Here is an 18,807-nt window from a genome sequence, read left to right as displayed (position 1 = left end):
GGTCAGGTCTCCGAGGCGGCGCCGGAGCGGCTGCGTGCGACGATCGACGAGGCGGCGAAGTTGACGATCAGGGTCATCACGAAGAGCGCGAGGCCGGCGGCCATCAGCGCGGACATGCCGAACGGACTGGCCTCGCCGTAGCGCAGCGCGATCAGCGACGAGACGGAACTGGTGCCGCTCTGCAGGACATGCCACTGGATCTGGAAGACCGGCGAGATGATCAGGTAGACCGCGATGGTCTCTCCCAGGGCGCGGCCGAGACCGAGCATGGTGCCGCCGATCATGCCGCCCTTGCCGAACGGCAGGACGACGCTGCGGATCATGCCCCAGCGGGTCGCGCCGAGCGCGTAGGCACCCTCACGCTCGCCCGCCGGTGCCTGTGTGAAGACCTCGCGCATCACCGAGCAGATGATCGGCGCGACCATCAGGGCCACCACCACACCCGCGATAAAGGTCGAGGAGGTGTAGACGGTCTCGGTGGCGAGCGGATCGCGCGGGTCGGCGCCGACCACGCCGAAGGGCGGGAACCAGCCCAGATAGGTGGATATCCAGCGGGCGGTGGGCAGTACCGCGCCCTCGAAGAAGAACAGGCCCCACAGTCCGTAGACCACGCTCGGCACGGCCGCCATCAGGTCGACGACGCCGATCAGCGTGCCGCGGAGGCCGGGCCGCGCGTACTCGGAGATGTAGAGCGCGCCACCGACCGCGAGCGGCACCGCCACCACGATGGCCACCAGCGCGATCAGCACCGTCCCGACGAGCACCGCCGCGATGCCGAAGCGGCCGGCGTCCGGCTCCCAGGTCTCGGTGGTCAGGAAGGACCAGCCCGCCCGGTCGAGCGCGGGCCACGCCCGGTACAGCAGGAAACCGCCGACCAGCAGCATCACCGCGAGCACCAGCCCGCCGCCGCCGCGGGCGACCGCGCGGAAGACGCGGTCGGGCAGGCCGGGATCGGCGTACAGCCCGCGCGGCGCGTCCGCGGCCGGCGGGCCGTCGGCGGCGAACCCGCCGGAGGCCGCGCCCGTCACCGTTGGTTCCCTGGTTCGTCTCAGCACAACTCGACGCTCAGGGGCGCCGGTTGACATGCGCGCACCGCTGTCTGAACGCGGGGCCCCCTAGAGGCAACTTCCGGTTACGAAGGTGTGCGCGTGTCGTGGGAAGTCTGCCGTGGCATCACCACCGCACCTCCGGCGCGGCGGCCTCCGGCGCCTCAGCCGCCGCTCCACGGCACCTCTCCGCTGTCGCCGAAGCCGCGCAGCAGCGCGCAGAACCGGACATAGGACGCGCGGCACGTCGAGTAGCGCTCGTACGAACGGGCGGACACGATCATCCGGCGGCCGTCCTCGTCCCGGACGGCCCACATCCATCCATTGCCCTCCACCGCGTGCTGTACACCGCCACTCAGGACCGCGTAGCGGCGGCACAGATCACCGAAGGCCTTACGGCACTGTTCGTACGAGCCGAACGTCACGGCCGACACCGCGACCACGCGACCGTTCTGTGCGACGATGCGCCAGCCGTAACGGCCGTCGGCGTCCATGCCGGTCTGACAACGGACGCCTCCGGCGCTCCGTAATCTCCCGCTCTCCTCACCCGAAACCACGGTCTCCACCCCTGCCGCTCGTCCCGGTAGGACCGCAGGTACGGCCCGCAGAGCAGCAGGTGCAACCTAGTGAGACGGTCGTGACAGCCGGGAACCAAACGAACACCAGGCGCCATGATTCGTACAGAAGTTGCCTCTTGGTCATCATCCGGCCATCGACTGACACCGCCGCAGACGTGGACCGGAGGCGCTGTCCGGAAGGAGTGTCCATCGCGGACCATCAGTGATTGACTCGGCGTCACAAAGGCCAGACCGGTGCCCCGCGTTCCGGTAAATCGGCTGCCCGAAGGAGAAGTTCAATGACCGAGCAGCAAGGGCCCGGCGAAACCTCACGGCAGGAGGAGACAGCCGCGGCCGGAGCTTCCGGTGAGCCGTCCGGCGTGCGTCGGCCCGGAGGCCGGACGGCGGCCGGAGAGGCGGCCGCCCGGCGCGAGTCCGGCGGCGGAACGCGACCGTCCGAGCCGGACCCGGCCACCGGCGCCGCGGCCACCGCGCCCTCGACCGCCTCCACCGCGCCCGGCACACCGGCCCCGGCCGCCGCCACACCCAGCCGGTCCCCCGGCGCCCGGGAAGGCGACCGGACCGCCGAGGCGGCCACCGCGGCGACCACCGGCGCCACTCCGGCCACACCGGGCAGCGGCGCGGCGGCCGCTTCCGGCGGTGTCCCACCGGAGGCGGCCGCCCTCGCGCAGCCCGGCCGGCCGAACCGGCCACTGCTCGCGGGCGCCGCCATGGCCGGCGCCGTACTCGTCGCCGTGCCACTCCTGTTGATGGGATCGGGACCGGATCAGCCCAAGTCCGCCGCCGGGGCCGGTTCCGCCGCCGACACCGTGCTCGGCGACGACGCGCCGAACGCTCCCGGCGCCTACGTCCCGCAGAGCCCCTCGCCGTCCACCTCCTCGGTCCCGCCCTCGAAGTCGCCCGACACGGTGCGGAAGGCCGCCGCGAACGCTCCGCTGCCGGTCTCCTCGCCACCGGAGCCGTCGAAGTCGAAGGCCCCGGCGCCGAAGAAGAAGCCGGCCAAGGCATCGACAGCGTCCATCGCCTCACGCTTCACCAAGGACGCCGCCTTCGAGGTCGGCGCGAAACTGTGCCAGGGCCAGGCGTGGACCTCGCACAACGACCGGACCGCGCTGCGTGTCCAGTACGACGGCAATCTCGTCCTCTACCGGGACGGCAGGGCCACCTGGTCCGCGCCGGGCGCCCTCGGCCGTGGCGGGTACTGCCTGTATCTCCAGCCGGACGGGAACTTCGTCCTCTACAACGCCAAGCACGAGCCGCTGTGGGCCACCGGCAACTGGCTGAAGGCCGCCTTTGTCACCGTCCAGGACGACGGGAATCTCGTCCTGTACAACAAGGACGGCCGGGCGGTCTGGGCCACCAACACCGTGGGCTGACCGGCCCGTCCGAGCGCGCCGACCCAGACAGACCGGACGGACCGCGCGGCCGGAGGACGACGAGGGCCGGGAGCCGGCAGAACCGGCTCCCGGCCCTCGTCCGGTCAGGGCTGTCACGCGCGGACGCGGCTGCGTCTCGGCGGCAGGGCTTCTTCCGGCGCGCGGCCTCGGAGCGGCGCGGCGCGGCTCCGGCGCATCCGGAACGCCGCTCCATGTCACGGCGAAGCGATCCGGCCCGGCGCCGTCCGGTCCGTACCGGTCCCTTCGGAACGGCTGATCGGAGCGGGCCTCTTGACCGGTCGCCGGAAGCGGCGTGCTTGGATGACCACAGCTTGTGCGGTGACCCGTCCCGGGTGTCGGCGCTGTCGGTCAACTCGGACCGCCGGCGCCTTCGCACAGGCTCTGGCGTGCGGAAATGACCCTTCTCCGGAATGGTCGGATGTGATGCGGGGGTGGCACGGCGATGGCCGGAGCCAAGGAGACGGCGGCGTTCGCGGAGTCGCTGCGCAGGCTGAAGGAGCGGTCCGGGCTCAGCTACGGAGTGCTCGCGAAGCGGCTGCACATGAGCACCTCGACCCTTCACCGTTACTGCAACGGCGACGCGGTGCCGGTGGATTACGCCCCGGTGGAGCGGCTGGCCCGGCTCTGCCGGGCGACGTCGTCGGAGCTGGTCGAGCTGCACGGGCAGTGGGTCCTGGCCACCGCGGTGCGGGTGGCCGCACGGAAGGCGGAGCTGTCCAAGCCGGCCCCGGAGGCCGTCCCGGAGCCGGATTCTCCGGACGGCGCCGAGTTCGCCACCGGAGACGGAGCGGAGCCGCACCCGGCGCGCGACGCCGATCCCGCGCCGCCGACGGCTGTCAGTGCCGCTCGGGACGCGGAAGCCGCCGAAGCCGCCGAGGCCGAGGCCGAGCGAGGATCGGCGCGCGCCTCGCGGCGCGGCGTTCTGTTCGCCGCCGCCGCCGTCGCTCTGGTGGTCATCGGCGGGACGGTCGTCACGAACATCGCCTTGGGACAGAAGACCGACGGAGGCAAGAAGCTGTCCGCCGGGGACCGCGCGCCCGTGTCGCCGGAGGAGCGGGTCTCCGCCTCCACCGCACCGTCGCCCTCCGTCTCCGCCTCCCGCACGCACAAGCCCACTCCCGCCACCTCGCCTTCCCTGACCGGCGGGACCGGGGCCGCCCCGTCCGGTGGCGGCGCGTCCGGTGACACCGGCGACGCCACCGGGGCGCTCCTGGCCGTCAACGCCCGCGCCAACGCCTGGGAGGGCCCCTGCAGCCAGCACTACCTGGTGGACAAGGAACCGGCCCAGGTGCCACCGCCGCCGCCCGCGCAGGACGCCACCGGTTGGGTGGGCGCGATGGGCGCGGTCGCCTCCGGAGCGCAACTGCTCGCGCTGACCGTCCAGGGCACGGCCGAGGACACCGTTGTCCTCGAAGCGCTGCATGTACGGGTGCGGAGCACCGGTGCGCCGCTCCTCTGGAACGACTACGCCATGGGTGTCGGCTGCGGCGGCGGCGTCGGCACGAAGTCCTTCGGTATCGACCTCGACGCCGGCCGGCCCACCGCGGACCCGAAGTCGGGCCAGCGGGACTTCCCGTACAAGGTGAGCGAGACGGATCCCGAGGTGTTCTACATCAAGGCCGTCACCAGCACCCAGGACGTGCGCTGGTATCTGGAGCTCGACTGGTCGAGCGGCTCGCGGCACGGCACCGTACGCGTCGACGACCACGGCAGCCCGTTCCGTACGAGCGCCAACATGAACCGGCCCGCGTACGACTATCCGATCGGCTACGACGCGTGGCAGGTGGCGGCCACACCCTGACCGGGCCTGACCACCGTCCGGACCGGCCAGGCGCGGCCGGAAACGCCGTCCGGGCATCCCGCGGACCCGCTGGCCCACAGGATGCCCGGCGCTGCTTCTGGAGCGTGACCTACGCCTTGGTCACCGTCCGCGCGGTGTTGTAGCCCTCCACCGCCAGCGCCGGCCGGCCCGAGACAAGCGCCTCGGCGGGCCAGGAGAGAGTGATGGTCCGCGACTCACCGGGCAGCAGCCACAGGTAGTTGTCCCCGTAGAGGGTCGGCAGCACACGCCGGCCGTTCTTCGCGTCCAGCAGCGACAGCCGCACCATCGCGGCGACCGCCGAGCCGCGGTTGTGGACCGTCGCCGTCATCCCGCGACGCTCACCCGACCGCGTCACACGGCCGATGTCGGCGGAGACCTTCACCGACTTGACCTTGTTGAGCGCCTTCATGTCGGCCGGATCGCGGTAGCGCCAGTACGTGTTCTCCGAGAGGACATCGCCGCGGCTGTCCTCCAGACGCAGCCGCAGAAGATGGAAGTCCGGCAGGCCGTCGGTCCAGTCGGCGGTGAACGCCGCCGTGGTGGCGGACGACGCGACGTCCACCTTGGTGTGGCGGGCGGCGCCGAGCTGCCGTCCGTTCAGATCGAGGACGCGTGCCGTGACCGTGGCGCCCTTGAGCGCGTGCGGCGTGTGATTGACGGCGACGACCCGCCAGTTCTCCGGATCCGCCTGGACATGGACGGCCTCGCACGCCTTGCGCGCGCCGTAGTAGGTGCCGTTGACGTCGAAGTCGTAGTCGTAGGTCTGCCACACCGTGCTGTGCCACGCCGGGTGGGACATCCACAGCATCAGGCCGCTGGCGTCCTTCCACAGGTTGGCGTTCCACGCCTCGAACATGGCCCGGGTGTTCTCGTAGTTCACGAGCTGCGCCTTGCGCGCGAAGTCGTCCAGGTCCTTGGCCGTGTCGAGGCGGGTCTCGATGGCCGCCTGGTAGTTCTGCGGCGCCTGATTCCCTCTGGTGCTCCAGTCGTGGTAGTACCACGCGCCGCCGATCGGCCACTCCGGCTCGTCACCGACGAGATTGCGCACGCTCTCCGCCGTGGACACCACGGGCATACCGATCTCGGTGTGGAAGCCGAAGCTGCCGCTGCCATAGGTGGACGGCGAGAAGTAACGCTTCGGCTCCACCCAGCCGTACGGGCCGCCGCCGGTGACGATGCCGCCCGCGGAGTTGTTCTGGTAGAACAGCCCCGGCGCCTCCGCCTGGACCGCGTCCCGCATACCGCTGTTGATCGGCTCGGGCGGATTGCCCTCGTTGGCACCGCACCAGACGACCACGCTGGGATGGATGCGATAGCGCCGGACGGTGTCCCGCGCCAGGTCGATGAACGCCTGGTGGTCCGGCGGGTCCATCGCCCACGCGTTCGGGAAGTCGTTCCACACCAGCAGGCCGTGTTCGTCACAACTGGCGTAGAACTCCTCCCGGTTGACGGAGCCGACCCAGTTGCGGATGATCGTGAAGTTCATGTCGCGGTGCATCCGTACCGCCGCGTCCATACGGGCGGCGGGCATCCGGCGCAGCAGCTCGTCCCAGCCCCAGTTGCCGCCGCGGCAGAACACCCGTACGCCATTGACAACGATCTTCAGCGGGTCCGACGTGTTGTCCACCGACTTCACATCGGTCCAGGTGTCGCCGTCGTCGGACACCTGGATCACATAGGTCTTCGGGTAGGCCTGCTCCCAGACGATGACGACCCGGTCGAAGGAGACCGAGGAGCCCAGGTCCACCTGGATCCACTGGTTGTCCTCGTAGGCGGAGGACCAGCGGGTGCCGGGAGCGCCGTCGGTGGCGTTGGCGGCCGGGTTCGAGCCGTCGTCGGACGAGGCGGTGGCCGTCTTGCGCAGGGCCAGGTCGGTGCCGGGCGAGGCGCTGTCGATCACCGACAGGCTCCACAGCGACGAACCCCAGCTCGTCGCCCGCGCGCCGCCGTTGATCCGGACATAACGGCCGCTCGTGGCGGTGAAGTCCACGTTCTGCAGGCTCGCGTCGCCGCCCTGGAACGGCAGCGGCACCGCCGAGTTGTCCACCGACTTCACATCCGTCCAGGTGTCGCCGTCGGCGGAGACCTGCACGACATACGTCTTCGCGTACGCCTGCTCCCACGTCAGGTCGACGCGGTCGAAGGAGACGGACGAGCCCAGGTCCACCTGGATCCACTGGTTGTCCTCGAAGGCCGAGGACCAGCGGGTGTTCGCGTCGCCGTCGGTGACATGGGAGGCCGGGTTCGCCGGGTCGTCCACGGACAGCGCGGTCGCGGTCCTGTGCAGCGCCAGGTCGGTGCCCGGCGAGGCGCTGTCGAAGACCGACAGACTCCACAGCGAGGAACCCCAGCTCGTGGCGCGGGTGAGGCAGTTGACGCGTACGTACCGCGCCTTCTGGGCGCCCAGCGGCACCGACTGCGTGTACGCGTCCGTACCGGCGCCGAAGGGCAGCTTCACCTCGTACTCGTAACCGAACTGGCGGATCCCGAAGCGGGTGGTGCGCCGGTCGCTCTCCTCGCCGCCGACCGAGGCGGTCAGGGTCAGATCGTGCAGCTCCGGCTTGCCGTAGCCGTTGGGCCACCACAGCTTCGGGTTGCGCAGCCGCAGCCGTCCGTAGGAGGCGGGCGCGAAGGTGACGTCGACCGTCTCACCGGCGGGCACCGTGACGGTCTGAGAGACCCTGATGTCGTCGAACGCGGCGGAGACGGTCACACGCCTGCTCGCGGAGTCGGCGTTGCGCACCGGGACCACGATCGTCACCTCGGCGCTGCTCGTGTCGGGCAGGCCGGGAAGCCTGGTGTCCACTCGCGGGTCGCCGATCACCGCGTGCCCGGTCGAGCGCAGCCGCACATGGTTCCAGATCCCGGAGACGCGGTCGCGCACGGCCGGCATCCAGTCCCAGCCGGAAGAGGCCAGATACGTCGGCGAGTTGCGGTTCATCATGGTGGCGCCGGCGTCCACGAAGGCCAGACCGGCCGGTCCCTTGTCACCGGGGCTGCCGGGCAGAGGCATGGGCGTGATCCTGACCGCCAGCGCCTGCTCACCACCGGCCGTCAGCAGATCCGTCACATCGTGGGCGGAGCGGGCGAAGGGATAGGTCAGACCGCCTACCTGACGGCCGTTGAGCCAGATGTCGGCCTTGTGGTTGACGCCGTCGAACTCCAGCCAGACATGGCGGCCGGAGCCGGTGCGCAGCCCGCGCGGCAGACGGAAGCCGCGCCGGTACCACCAGGAGTGGCGCGACAGCGCCTCAGGGATGTGGAGGTTGTTGAAACCGGCCACCGGATCCGGCAGATGGCCCTGATCGACCAGCGAGGTCAGGACCGTGCCAGGGACGGTCGCGGGCAGCCAGCGGCTGTCGTCCACCGCCGGCCGGGACAGCTCCGCGCCCTCGCCGTCTGCCCAGTCGTCCATGGTCAGGGTCCAGCCCGACTCCAGCGGCACCGTGCCGTCGGCCGCGACCTTGAGCTCGGGAGCCTTGTGCTGGTGGGTTCCCCAGTCGGTCCAGCCGGTGGCCGCGGGCCGGTGACCCTTGTCCTTGCCGTACACCTCGAAACCGTTCAGGCCCAGCGGGTTGGCGTTGGAGCGCTTGCGCACCGTCATCCGCACCCAGCGCGCGACAACGGGCTTGGCGAGCTTGATCTCCATCACGCCGCCGGTGCCGGAAGTGGTCCGGTACACGGTCGTCCACGAGCGCTGGTCCCGGGACGTCTCGATGACGAAGTCCACCGCGCAGCTCGACAGGACCTCCTGGCCGGTCGTGCTGTCACGCGGATTGCCGCCGGTGGAGGGCACGAACACCGGGTCGTCCGCCGTGGCCTCGAAGGTCAGACGGACGGAGTCCACATCGCAGTCCGCCTGGAGGTCGACGGATATCCACTGCGGATCGCCGTCGGCGGCGCGCCATCCGGTCCCTCGCACACCGACTGAGTTGACCTTGTCGACCACAAACTCACCCGGCGTGGGCGCGTAGTCGGTGGAGGACACCGAGACCGGGCGGTAGGCGGCGAGTTCGCCTCGCGAGGCGGCTCCTCCCGGCGCGGCAAGCTCCGTCGCATAGCTGTTCCCGGGAAGCACGACCCCGAGGCCAAAGCCCGCGAGCAGGGTTGAGCCGGTCCCGACAACCGATCGGCGGGACAGGTGAGGCGACTGATTCAGCATGTGCAACTAGTCCATTCCAGGGTGAGCCCAGGGGGCAGGCGGCCCGACACAGCGTGTCTGACAACGTTGCCATAGGCTTTAATCCGTCACCGCTTCTGTCAAGACTTGCCGCAACGTCCGTTTTCTGAGAGGAGACCGACCGAGCGCCGGACCGGCTCCTCCTGCTCCTCCGGACGGCGCCGGAGGTACGGCCGTCCGCCGCGCGCCAGGCCGGGCGAGCGCCTTCGGCGGTCCCGCCTCGCGTCGCGGCGTCGATCCTCCGTGGCATCGAGGTCCGGACCGACCGCGCGGCGCACGCGTCCGGCCGCATTCCGAATCGAGGCGGGATGTCCTACCGCTTTGTCACCGGGCCGACTCCGAGATGGACCATCAACGCGTCGAGTTCTCTGTCGAGTTCCAGCCCGACCTCCGCGACGGCCGGATCGCCGAATCCCGCGAACACGGTGCTCGGCTGGTCAATCGCGAATACCGTGCGTCCGTCGTCCTCGTACAGCGCGACACGCAATGGCGCGTAGAGCAGAGCGGCGGGGTCGTGACGGAACATTCGCTCCGCGATCACATGGTTGCCCATCAGGTATTCCACAAAGCGCCGCTCATGACCGGCCAGTACCATCAACGGTTTCACGTCGACGGCGGCGTAGATCATAAACGCGTGCGGCGCGTTCGCGGCGACCGCCGACTTCATCTCCTCCCAGGTGGCCCGCTTCTGGACCAGTCCGGTGATGCGCGCGATGTCGACTGGCGGTACGGCGAGTTCGAAACGGGAACGGAACGCTTCGAAAGGAGCGTCGACGACGATCCTGAGCCGGGTCATCGTGTGATCCATCGCCTGAATCGCGGTCGAAGGCATCACTGTCATGTCGCTCATCTCTTCCCGTGAAGGTCTCCGGGCGGCGCTCGATCAGCCGCTCGGACGGACCGTTACTCGATCAGCCGCTCGGACGGACCGTTACCGGAAATCCAGAGGTTCGCCGTACAGCGCGGTCGCCGGGAATCACGGGACGGCCTTGGACCCCGGGACAGCCTTGAGGAGTCCGGCCGCGACCAACGACCGAGCGCACCTTCAGCGACCTGCCACTTTCCGATATGTCCTGTTCTGGCTTTCCACGCTAGACCGGTGACTTTCAATCCGCAAGCCAGAACCGACGGCCGCCATGACAACCGGCCGGGCACCCGGCGAACACCCGCTCCGGCGCCGCGTTTGCGGTGAAAGGCGGAGAGCGTACTTTTGGGTGCAACGCCTCATGGGTCCGAGAAGGGCCGCCATGAGCCCGGGAAAGACCATGGACCGTTTATCCGTATCGCGGTGGTGGTCATACGCGGCAGGAGGTCCCGATGAGACTTCTGGTGGTGGGCGCCGGTGCCACGGGTGGATATTTCGGCGCCAAGCTGGTCCGCGCGGGCAGAGACGTCACCTTTCTGGTGCGTCCCGGGCGGGCCGCCGTCCTTCGGGAGCGAGGACTGCGGATCAAAGGCTCCGGAGAGGACGACCGCATCACGCCGAATGTGGTCACGGCGAGCGAACTACGCGATTCCTACGATGTGATCCTGCTGTCCGTGAAGGCGACGGCACTGACCCAGTCGATGGACGACATCACACCGGCGGTCGGCGCGTCCACCTCGATACTGCCGATCCTGAACGGCATCGGGCACCTTGATCAGCTCAGCGCCCGGTTCGGCACGGAGTCGGTGCTGGGCGGAGTGGCCCTGCTGGCCACTTCCGTGGACGCCGAGGGCGACATCGCCGTACTCGCTCCCGGTGCGAAGCTGACGATCGGCGATCTGAGCGGCGACGGCGAATCGCGCGCGGCTCGGGCCCGGAAACTGCTCGGCGGCGCCGGCTTCGATGTCACGGTCGTGGAGAACATCCTCGCCGAGATGTGGAGCAAGTGGGTTTTCATCGCCACCGCGGGTGCGATCACCTGCCTCATGCGCGGCACCATCGGTGACGTTGTCTCCGTACCGGGTGGCACCGACTTCGCGAAGGCCGTTCTCGCCGAGGCGACCGCCGTGGCCGCCGCCGCGGGATTTCCTCTCTCCGAGGAACAGCACGCCGTCATCCAGAACGCCGTCACACAGTCCGGTTCACCGTTCGCGCCGTCCTTCTACCGGGACATAGCGGTGGGCCGTTCGACAGAGGTCGAGCATGTCTTCGGCGATCTGATCAGACGCGCCGCCGCATTGTCCGTGGACACTCCGCTCATAAATCTCGCCACCATGAATCTGCGTGTCTACCAGCACCGCACGGAAGCGCAAGGGAGCTGAAGCCGCGAGCCGCGGCGGGACCGTAAGACACCGTGCGGGACCGTTGGACACCGCACGCTTGGATTCATCGAAGCGATTCGGACACGGCGTCCGCGATGACGCGCGGCTCCGATGAGTGCCAAGGACGCAGCCAGGCGATCTCGCCGCGTACGGCTTCGCGACCGCAGCTCTCGCAGAATTGACGCGCGTCGAGGGTGTGACCGCAGACGGAGTGCAGTGTCCGCATGGGCTCGGCCGGTTCCGCCGGAGTTGTGTGCGCCTCGCCCCAGACAGCCAGGGCGTTCAGCACGGGAAGCAGGTCGGCGCCCGCCGGAGTGAGCCGGTATTCGCTGCGCGCGCGGCCACCGCTCTCGCTGCGATACGCCACCTTGGTCAGCAGCCCTGCCTCCACCAGGCGGCCGAGACGGTTGGAGAGAATATTGTCGGCGATTCCCAGCTCCGAACGGAATTCATCGAAGCGCGCCATGCCCAGCGTGGCATTGCGCATGATCAACAGAATCCATCTGTCGCCCACGACCGACGATGCCCGTGCGATAGGGCAGGCTCCGCCCGAGCGCGTCTGCTGTTGTCCGCTCATTCCACTTCCTCCGGCGGCGTCGCGTCCCGCATGGCTTTTGTACTGCAAGCCAGCTTATTGAGTCTAACCCGCTACCAGAAGGGATGGGCCGTGAAGGTGGTCAGCAGCGCGAGATATGTGCCGGACCAGGAAAAGGTGGTGCGCGCGCGTCCGGGTCATCGCCAATATGTGGCGCGGCTGCTGGAGCAGGGAAAGCTGATATCGCCGGCGGACCGTTCCTGGACGGCGGTGGCGCGTCGTTCAGCTATGAGGTGGATTCGCTCGGCGAGGCCGAGGAGATCGTGGCGGCCGACCCGTACACACAATCCGGCACCTGCGCGAGCCGCGATCCGGAGCTCTGGGAGATCGCGGGATCGCGTCCCGATCCGCTCTCCACCGGCTGAGCCGGGCGTTCGGCCGTCGTACGAGGTCAGCCGCACTGCCTCGCCATGACGGTCGAGCCGGCTCGTCGGCGTCGAGTCGGCCGCCGCGGCTCACCGGTGCGCGTGCACCACCTGGATTGTCCCGGCCATGTGTGCCGCGCGACGGATCGGAGTCAGGCCGCGTACTGATAGGTCGGGTAGGTCAGATAGCCCTGGTCGCCACCCTGGTAGTACGTGGCTTCGTCGACGGGAGCGGTCGGGAGCCCGCCGCGCAGTCGCTCGACCAGATCGGGGTTGGCGATGAAGGCACGGCCGAAACTGATGAGATCGGCGCCGAGCCCGAGCCAGCGGTCGGCGTCGTCCCGACCGGTCTGCTTCGCCGCCATGGGAAGCACCGGGTTCATGATGAGGGTGCCCGGCCACGCACGGCGCAGGCCGACAAGCACCTCTGTGCCGGTGGTGGCTTCCAGGTGGACGTAGGCGACGTCGAGGCGGGCCAGCTCGGCCAGCAACGCGGTGTAGAGCTCGGGGACATCGGTCTCCTCCACTCCCCAGAACGTCCCGCCCGGAGAGAGGCGGATGCCGGTCCTGGCGCCGCCGACGGCCTCGACGGTCGCGGACACCGCCTCGACGGCGAACCGGATCCGATTGGCCACGGAGCCTCCGTAGAGGTCAGTGCGCAGGTTGGCGTTCGACGAGAGGAACCGCGAAATCAAGTAGCCGTTGGCGCCGTGCAGTTCTACGCCGTCGAAACCGGCGTCGACGGCGCGGCGGGCGGCCTGGGCGTACGACTGGGCGTGGTCGGCGACTTCAGCGGTGTCCAGGGCGCGCGGTATCGGCGCGGGCCGCGGGCCTGTCGGAGTGAACACATCACCGGTGGCGGGAAGGGCCGAGGGCCCGATGGGCCGCGTACCGGTGGTCTCGGGATGCGAGACCCGTCCGCCATGCATGATCTGCGCGAAGATCCGCCCGCCGTTGGTGTGCACGGCGGCGGTCACGGGGCGCCACGCGGCGACCTGCTCGTCCGTGTGCAGTCCCGGCGTACCGGGATTGGACTGCCCGATCAGGCTCGGCTGCACTCCCTCGGTCACGATCAGCCCGGCCGTCGCGCGCTGGGCGTAGTACGTCGCCATCGACGGCGTCGCCAGGCCGCCGGCCGCGGCCCGGACACGCGTCATCGGGGCCATCACCACCCGGTTGGGCAGCGTCAGATCGCCGAGCTGGTAGGTGCCGAAAAGCGTCGTCACGTGGAGCCTCCTTCGCGCGTCGCCCGGATCTCGGGGACACCGGCTACGCTAAAACCTGACATTGACGTCAGAGGCAAGCCGTATGGCGCAGGTCACATTCTGGAGGCCGGCATGCGAATCGGAGAGCTCGCGCTACGGACCGGAGTCAGCGTCCGGTCACTGCGGTACTACGAAGAACAGGGGCTGCTCAGCAGCAGCCGCAGCGCCAGCGGGCAGCGGCACTACACGGACACCGAGGTCGAACGGGTCGCGTTCATCCAGCGGTTGTACGCCGCCGGTCTGTCCAGCCGCACCATCTCCGAACTGCTGCCCTGCGTCGACTCTCCCAACGAGGACCACTCCGACGCCGCGCTGGAGAGGATGGCGCAGGAGCGCGACCGGCTCTCCGAGCACATCGCCGACCTCATGCGCACAAGGGACTCGCTCGACGGACTGATGGCCGCGGCCCGAACGTACCGCGAGCAACTGCGGGCGGCCGTCACCGGCTGATCGACCGGGCGGCGGCTTTGCGGGTTCCCTCGCGGTTCCAGGAGGTTTGACGCAACAGAGCTGAAGCCTGACACTGGTTGCGTGTTCTCTCCTGCGTGCAGGAGAATAGACGCAAGGAGGTGTGGTGTGGATGTGATGTCTGTCGTTCAGGCAGCGGAGAGCTTGGGCGTTGATGACTCGCGTGTTCGTCAACTGCTTCACGACGGGAAGCTGCGCGGCTTCCGCGTGGGAGGTCGATGGCTGGTCGAGGCCGCGAGCGTGCAAGATCGCAAGATGGCTGCTCCTGAGCCGGGAAGGCCTCTGTCGGCGCGTAATGCTTGGGGGGCGCTGTCCATGCTCTCCGGGTGCAGTCCAGATGGTTTGTCCCATCCCGAGCGCTCCCGTCTGCTCGCCCGCCTTCGAAACCTGGCCGCCGACGGCGACCTGGCGACAGTGCGCCTCCAGAAGCTCCTGGCCGCGAGGGCTGAGGTGAGGCGGTACAGCGTGCACCGCGGTGTGCTTCCGGTGCTGCTCGATGACCCAGATGTGGTGAGGGCTGGGGTCAGTGCGGCTCCTCATGTGGGTGCCGATTACATTGCTCCTGGCCGGGGCGAGATCTACGTGCATCCGGAACGAATCGGGAAGCTAGAGGCGGCGTTCGGCCTGGTTCGGGACGCTCAACGCGGGAACCTCGTCGTTCGTGTGCCGCCCGCCAGCGCTTGGGCATTCCTTGTCTCGGGTGCTCGGGAAGTGAATGCGGGTAGGAACGCCCCAGCTCCAGTTGTCGCGGCTGACTTGCTCGATGCCCACGAAGACCGGGCTAGCGTCGCAGCGGCAGGCATCCTTGAGCCGTTGCTGGCGTCCCCGCCACTGAGCAAGGCCGGGTAGATAATGAATGAGGCTCCGCTCCGTGTCGAGTCGGACCTGCTCACGGGACCGCTTGTAGGTCTTTGGAGCGCCCTCTTGGATCTGTCGGAGAAGGTTCCGCGAGCTTGGACTCTGATCGGTGGCCAGATGGTGCTCCTGCATGGTCTGGAGCATGGCAGGACGCCGCCGGCCGCGAGCCTCGACCTTGATGTACTGGCCGACGTGGTGTCCACGATCAAGGGGAAGCTTCATCTGGCTTTCCTGCTCTCGTTGCCGACCAACCCGATCGTCCTGCGGAGTGAGGTGACAAGCAACGATCGGAAAAAACTGGCTTTGGCGAAGGCTCTGCTGGAGGCCGATCACGCCGCTTGGCGTGAGTTGCGCGACGCCGACGCTCAAGCCGACGGCCTGGCGATGTATCGCTTCCTGTCCTCGCCCAACTAAGGGGGATGGACGCCCACCAGCTCACACGCCACTCACACGCGAGTAGTAACGAAGAAGAACAAAGAGCGGGAGTCAGTGAGACTGACTCCCGCTCTTTCGTGTCGGCATCCGCCCTGGTCAGCTAGGAACGTTCCTAGGTGATCGGCGAGTGCCCCCGGCAGGATTCGAACCTGCGCACACGGCTCCGGAGGCCGTTGCTCTATCCCCTGAGCTACGGGGGCGTGTCGCCCGTGGTGCTTGGCGACGAAAGGAACCCTACCAGCTTCGGTGGGGTGGCCGTGAACAGGTATTTCCCGCTCGGGTGGGCCGGGAGGCGGGAGCGGGGTCGGGCGCGCAGGAGGACAGGTCCGGTCCGGCGCGGCGGTGGGTGGCGCGAGCTGACGGAAGTCCGGTACGGCCGGCCGTCCGGCCCATATGCCGCCGCCGGAGGGCCGGTTGGCGGAGCCGACGGACGTGGTGGATCAGAACCGGCCCGGCGGACCGGCGAGGGCCTTTCGTGCGCGTACGCTCCGGCCGGTAGCGGGCGCGGCTCAGGCCGAGGCGCGCTTTCCGGACGAGGTCTTCTTCGCCGTGGCGGTCTTCTTGGCCGCGCTCTTCTTCGCCGTGGTGGTCTTCTTCGCCGCGCCGGTCCTCTTCGACGCCGCGGTCTTCTTCGCCGCCGTCTTGCGCGCCGGGCTCTTCGCCGCCGTCTTCTTCGCCGGCGCCCTCTCCGCGGTCTTCTCTGCGGTCTTCTCTGCGGTCTGCTCTGCGGTCTGCTCGGCCGGCCGCTCCTCCGGCTTCGCCTTCGACTTGAGCTGCGTGACCTCCGCGACCTGCCCGTCCTCGCCGCGCGCCTCCTTCGCCGCGCGCACGCTGTTCTCCAGCGCCGCCATCAGGTCGATGACCTTTCCTCCGCCGCTCTCCGCCGGCTGCCGCTCCCGTATCGGCTCGCCCTCCACCTTGGCGGCGATCAACTCCTCGACCGCCTCGCGGTAGTCGTCGTGCAGCGATTCGAGGTCGACCGCGCCGAGCGTGTCCATCAGCGCGTCGGCCAGGTCGAGTTCGGCGTCCCGGACCGTGACCTCGGTCTCCGGCGCGACGCCCACCGGCGTGCGGATCTCGTCCGGCCAGAGCAGGCCGTGCATGGCGATCACATCGTCCATCACCCGGAGCATGCCGAGCCGTTCCCGCCCGCGCAACGCGAACTTGGCGACGGCTGCCTTGTCGCTGCGCTTCAGGGCCTCGCGCAGCAGGACATACGGCTTGGCGGCGGCCGCGCCGCTCGGAGCGAGGTAGTACGACGCATCCATCTGGAGAGGATCGATCGAGGCCGCCGGGACGAAGCCGACGATCTCGATGGTCTTCGCGGTGGGCAGCGGCAGCGCGGCCAGGTCGTCGTCGGTGATCGGGATGATCGACCCGTCGGGTTCTTCGTATCCCTTGCCGATCTCTCCCGACGCCACCTCCCGCTCCTCCAGCTCGCAGACCTTCCGGTAACGGATCCGGCCCATGTCCGTCTTGTGGACCTGGCGGAAGGAGATCGAGTGATTCTCGGTGGCGTTCACCAGCTTGATCGGGATGCTGACCAGCCCAAAGGAGATCGCACCGTTCCATATGGATCGCACGTTCCATCCTTTTCATTCGGGATTGGCGGGATTCGTGGGATTCTCATCGTATGACGCCGATCACAGAGGTGGAGGGGCGGCGACTGGCGCTCAGCAACCTGGACAAGGTCCTGTACGCCACGACCGGCACCACCAAGGGCGAGGTCCTGCACTATTACGCCCGTACGGCGGACCCTCTGCTGGCCCATCTCGCGAACCGTCCCCTCTCCTTTCTGCGCTATCCGGACGGGCCCGACGGCCAGCGGTTCTTCACCAAGAACCCGCCGCCCGGCACACCCTCCTGGGTCCGGATCGCCGAGCTGCCCAGCTCCACGGCGGGCACCACCCGACAGCTCGTGGTGGGAGATCTGGCGACGCTGATGTGGGCGGCGAATCTGGTGGTGGAGTTCCATACGCCTCAGTGGCAGGCGGACGCACCCGGTTGCGCCGACCGGCTGGTGTTCGACCTGGATCCCGGCGCGCCCGCCACCGCCGTGGAGTGCTGCGCCGTGGCGCTCTGGCTGCGGGAGCGGCTGGACGCGGACGGGCTGGAGTCCTGTGTGAAGACCTCGGGCTCGAAGGGACTGCATCTCCTCGTACCGCTGGAGCGGACGCCGTCCGCCGAGGTCTCGGCGTACGCGAAGGCCCTGGCCGTCGAGGCGGAGGCGGCGCTGCCGGACCTGGTGGTGCACCGGATGAACCGCTCGCTGCGGCCGGGAAAGGTCTTCGTCGACCACAGCCAGAACGCCGCGGCGAAGACGACCGCGGCCCCGTACACGCTGCGGGCCATGGCGGAGCCGACGGTCTCCACGCCGGTGACCTGGGAGGAGATCGAGAGCTGTACGGCCGCCGAGCGGCTTGTCTTCCGTCTGGACGACATCGCCGGACGACTGGACCGGTACGGCGACCTCCTCAGCCCGCTCACCGACCCCGGACGGGCCGGGCCACTGCCCTGACCCGGAGCCGGCGGACCTGACCCGACGGCCGCGCCGCTACACGCGCAGCCAGGTGCGGCGGTCGCGGGCCGTGGCGTACAGGGACTCGATGTCCGCCGGTTTCAGTACGCCGCCGAGGGACGCCAGCGCCGGGATCTCGGTGTCCCGCAGGATCCGTACGTCCGGCGGCGCGGGCAGGACATCCAGCCGGGACGCTTCGACCACGGCGAGTACGGGACATACGGCGGCGGCCAGGGCGAGTGAGGCGCGTTCCGCCGCGCGCCGGGCCCAGCGGAGCTGCGGAAGAGGAGCGGCCCGGCCCGTTCCGACCATGGGGTCGGTGACCTGGACCCGCTGTTTGCGGGCGTTGACGGTGCGTACGGCCAGGACTCCCGCCGGGCCGATGGCGAGATGGTCGATACGGGCCGCGCCGGGCAGCGGGATCGAGTGCAGGACCCGCCAGCCACCGGCCTCCAGCAGGTCGAGCCGCTCGCCGAGGATCTGGTGGGCCAGCAGTTCTCCGGGCCGCGGGTCCCGGCTGAACCAGCGGGAGGCGGAGGCCGGTCGCGCGTCCAGTCCGGCGTGGAGTTCCTCTCCCGGCCGGTTGGGCGCCAGATCGTCGTCCGGGTGCAGGGAGAGCCGGTCGAGATCGGCCGGTGTCGGCACCGGAGGCGGTCCGACGGTCACCTCACCGGAGAGATACGGCGCGAGCGCGGCCAGCACATCGTCACGGCTCGCGCCGGGAAGCAGACTCACGCGGCCGGCGTCCTGGTCGTACCAGGCGACGGCCGTACCGCCGGGCAGGCTGACATACAGCCGGTCCCGTCCGTGCTGGTGCGCCGGTGCGACGCGTAATCGGGTCATGCCACATCACTCCCGTGGGGGCCATGCCACATCGCCCTCCACACCCATGGGAACAGCCCTGGGCCCGCGCGGCAACAACTCCCGTCCGCCGCCGGTGAGAACGGGACAGCGGCGGCCCCGCCGACCTCCCGGCTGTGACCGCCGTGCGGCACACTCTGTCCACGGGGCGCGTCTCGCGGAAGGAAGCCAC

16 protein-coding genes and 1 tRNA gene are annotated in these 18,807 nt (G+C 69.4%); 8 read left to right on the top strand and 9 right to left on the bottom strand.

The features are described from left to right. Positions 1-2: 2 nt before the first annotated feature. Both pstC and PV679_RS16155 read right to left on the bottom strand, forming a co-directional pair. Positions 3-1,028, bottom strand: a complete 1,026-nt coding sequence (pstC, locus tag PV679_RS16160; RefSeq protein ID WP_319680929.1) for a phosphate ABC transporter permease subunit PstC — start codon at positions 1,026-1,028, stop codon at positions 3-5. Positions 1,029-1,210: 182 nt separating this feature from the next. Next, positions 1,211-1,540, bottom strand: a complete 330-nt coding sequence (locus tag PV679_RS16155) for a hypothetical protein (protein WP_319680928.1) — start codon at positions 1,538-1,540, stop codon at positions 1,211-1,213. A gap of 362 nt (positions 1,541-1,902) precedes the next feature. Here PV679_RS16155 and PV679_RS16150 point away from each other — a divergent pair, with 362 nt between their 5' ends. Further along, positions 1,903-3,000 carry a hypothetical protein gene (locus PV679_RS16150; protein ID WP_319680927.1) on the top strand — a complete coding sequence of 366 codons (1,098 nt, stop codon included), beginning with the start codon at positions 1,903-1,905 and terminating at the stop codon, positions 2,998-3,000. Positions 3,001-3,463: 463 nt separating this feature from the next. After that, complete coding sequence (locus PV679_RS16145; RefSeq protein WP_319680926.1) at positions 3,464-4,822, top strand: helix-turn-helix transcriptional regulator; 1,359 nt, start codon at positions 3,464-3,466, stop codon at positions 4,820-4,822. A 109-nt stretch (positions 4,823-4,931) separates the two neighbouring features. On the opposite strand, the gene PV679_RS16140 is transcribed toward PV679_RS16145, so the two are convergent. Both PV679_RS16140 and PV679_RS16135 read right to left on the bottom strand, forming a co-directional pair. Then, positions 4,932-9,005 (bottom strand): discoidin domain-containing protein, encoded by a 4,074-nt coding sequence (locus tag PV679_RS16140; protein WP_319680925.1) that lies wholly within the window; start codon positions 9,003-9,005, stop codon positions 4,932-4,934. 331 nt (positions 9,006-9,336) lie between these two features. Continuing rightward, positions 9,337-9,864, bottom strand: a complete 528-nt coding sequence (locus PV679_RS16135) for a DUF302 domain-containing protein (RefSeq protein WP_319680924.1) — start codon at positions 9,862-9,864, stop codon at positions 9,337-9,339. 476 nt (positions 9,865-10,340) lie between these two features. On the opposite strand from PV679_RS16135, the gene PV679_RS16130 reads away from it, so the two are divergent. After that, positions 10,341-11,270, top strand: a complete 930-nt coding sequence (locus tag PV679_RS16130) for a ketopantoate reductase family protein (protein WP_319680923.1) — start codon at positions 10,341-10,343, stop codon at positions 11,268-11,270. A gap of 64 nt (positions 11,271-11,334) precedes the next feature. On the opposite strand, the gene PV679_RS16125 is transcribed toward PV679_RS16130, so the two are convergent. Next, positions 11,335-11,847, bottom strand: a complete 513-nt coding sequence (locus PV679_RS16125) for a helix-turn-helix domain-containing protein (RefSeq protein WP_319680922.1) — start codon at positions 11,845-11,847, stop codon at positions 11,335-11,337. 83 nt (positions 11,848-11,930) lie between these two features. Here PV679_RS16125 and PV679_RS16120 point away from each other — a divergent pair, with 83 nt between their 5' ends. Continuing rightward, positions 11,931-12,230: a hypothetical protein gene (locus tag PV679_RS16120; protein ID WP_319680921.1), complete on the top strand. Its 300-nt coding sequence runs from the start codon at positions 11,931-11,933 to the stop codon at positions 12,228-12,230. A gap of 152 nt (positions 12,231-12,382) precedes the next feature. Here the strand turns inward: PV679_RS16120 and PV679_RS16115 are convergent, their stop codons facing one another. Continuing rightward, on the bottom strand, positions 12,383-13,456 hold the full coding sequence (locus PV679_RS16115; RefSeq protein WP_319680920.1) for an alkene reductase: 1,074 nt from the start codon (positions 13,454-13,456) through the stop codon (positions 12,383-12,385). A 111-nt stretch (positions 13,457-13,567) separates the two neighbouring features. Between PV679_RS16115 and PV679_RS16110 the strand changes: the two genes are divergently transcribed. The 3 genes from PV679_RS16110 (at position 13,568) to PV679_RS16100 (ending at position 15,235) form a co-directional block, all read left to right on the top strand. After that, positions 13,568-13,945: a MerR family transcriptional regulator gene (locus PV679_RS16110; RefSeq protein ID WP_319680919.1), complete on the top strand. Its 378-nt coding sequence runs from the start codon at positions 13,568-13,570 to the stop codon at positions 13,943-13,945. 135 nt (positions 13,946-14,080) lie between these two features. After that, positions 14,081-14,812, top strand: coding sequence for an excisionase family DNA-binding protein (locus PV679_RS16105; RefSeq protein ID WP_319680966.1), 732 nt, complete (start codon positions 14,081-14,083; stop codon positions 14,810-14,812). 75 nt (positions 14,813-14,887) lie between these two features. After that, positions 14,888-15,235, top strand: a complete 348-nt coding sequence (locus tag PV679_RS16100; RefSeq protein WP_319680918.1) for a hypothetical protein — start codon at positions 14,888-14,890, stop codon at positions 15,233-15,235. 149 nt (positions 15,236-15,384) lie between these two features. On the opposite strand, the gene PV679_RS16095 is transcribed toward PV679_RS16100, so the two are convergent. Further along, a tRNA-Arg gene (locus tag PV679_RS16095) sits at positions 15,385-15,456 on the bottom strand. Between the two features lie 309 nt (positions 15,457-15,765). Next, positions 15,766-16,839: a Ku protein gene (locus PV679_RS16090; RefSeq protein ID WP_319680917.1), complete on the bottom strand. Its 1,074-nt coding sequence runs from the start codon at positions 16,837-16,839 to the stop codon at positions 15,766-15,768. Between the two features lie 50 nt (positions 16,840-16,889). Here PV679_RS16090 and ligD point away from each other — a divergent pair, with 50 nt between their 5' ends. Next, positions 16,890-17,774 (top strand): non-homologous end-joining DNA ligase, encoded by an 885-nt coding sequence (gene ligD, locus PV679_RS16085; protein WP_319680916.1) that lies wholly within the window; start codon positions 16,890-16,892, stop codon positions 17,772-17,774. A 36-nt stretch (positions 17,775-17,810) separates the two neighbouring features. Here ligD and PV679_RS16080 read toward each other — a convergent pair whose 3' ends face one another. After that, positions 17,811-18,617 (bottom strand): nuclease-related domain-containing protein, encoded by an 807-nt coding sequence (locus tag PV679_RS16080; protein WP_319680915.1) that lies wholly within the window; start codon positions 18,615-18,617, stop codon positions 17,811-17,813. Between the last annotated feature and the right edge of the window lie 190 nt (positions 18,618-18,807).

Source organism: Streptomyces sp. AK02-01A, assembly GCF_033795305.1.
In the GTDB taxonomy this organism is placed as follows: Bacteria; Actinomycetota; Actinomycetes; order Streptomycetales; family Streptomycetaceae; genus Streptomyces.
This window is presented reverse-complemented; position numbering and strand designations above follow the sequence as displayed.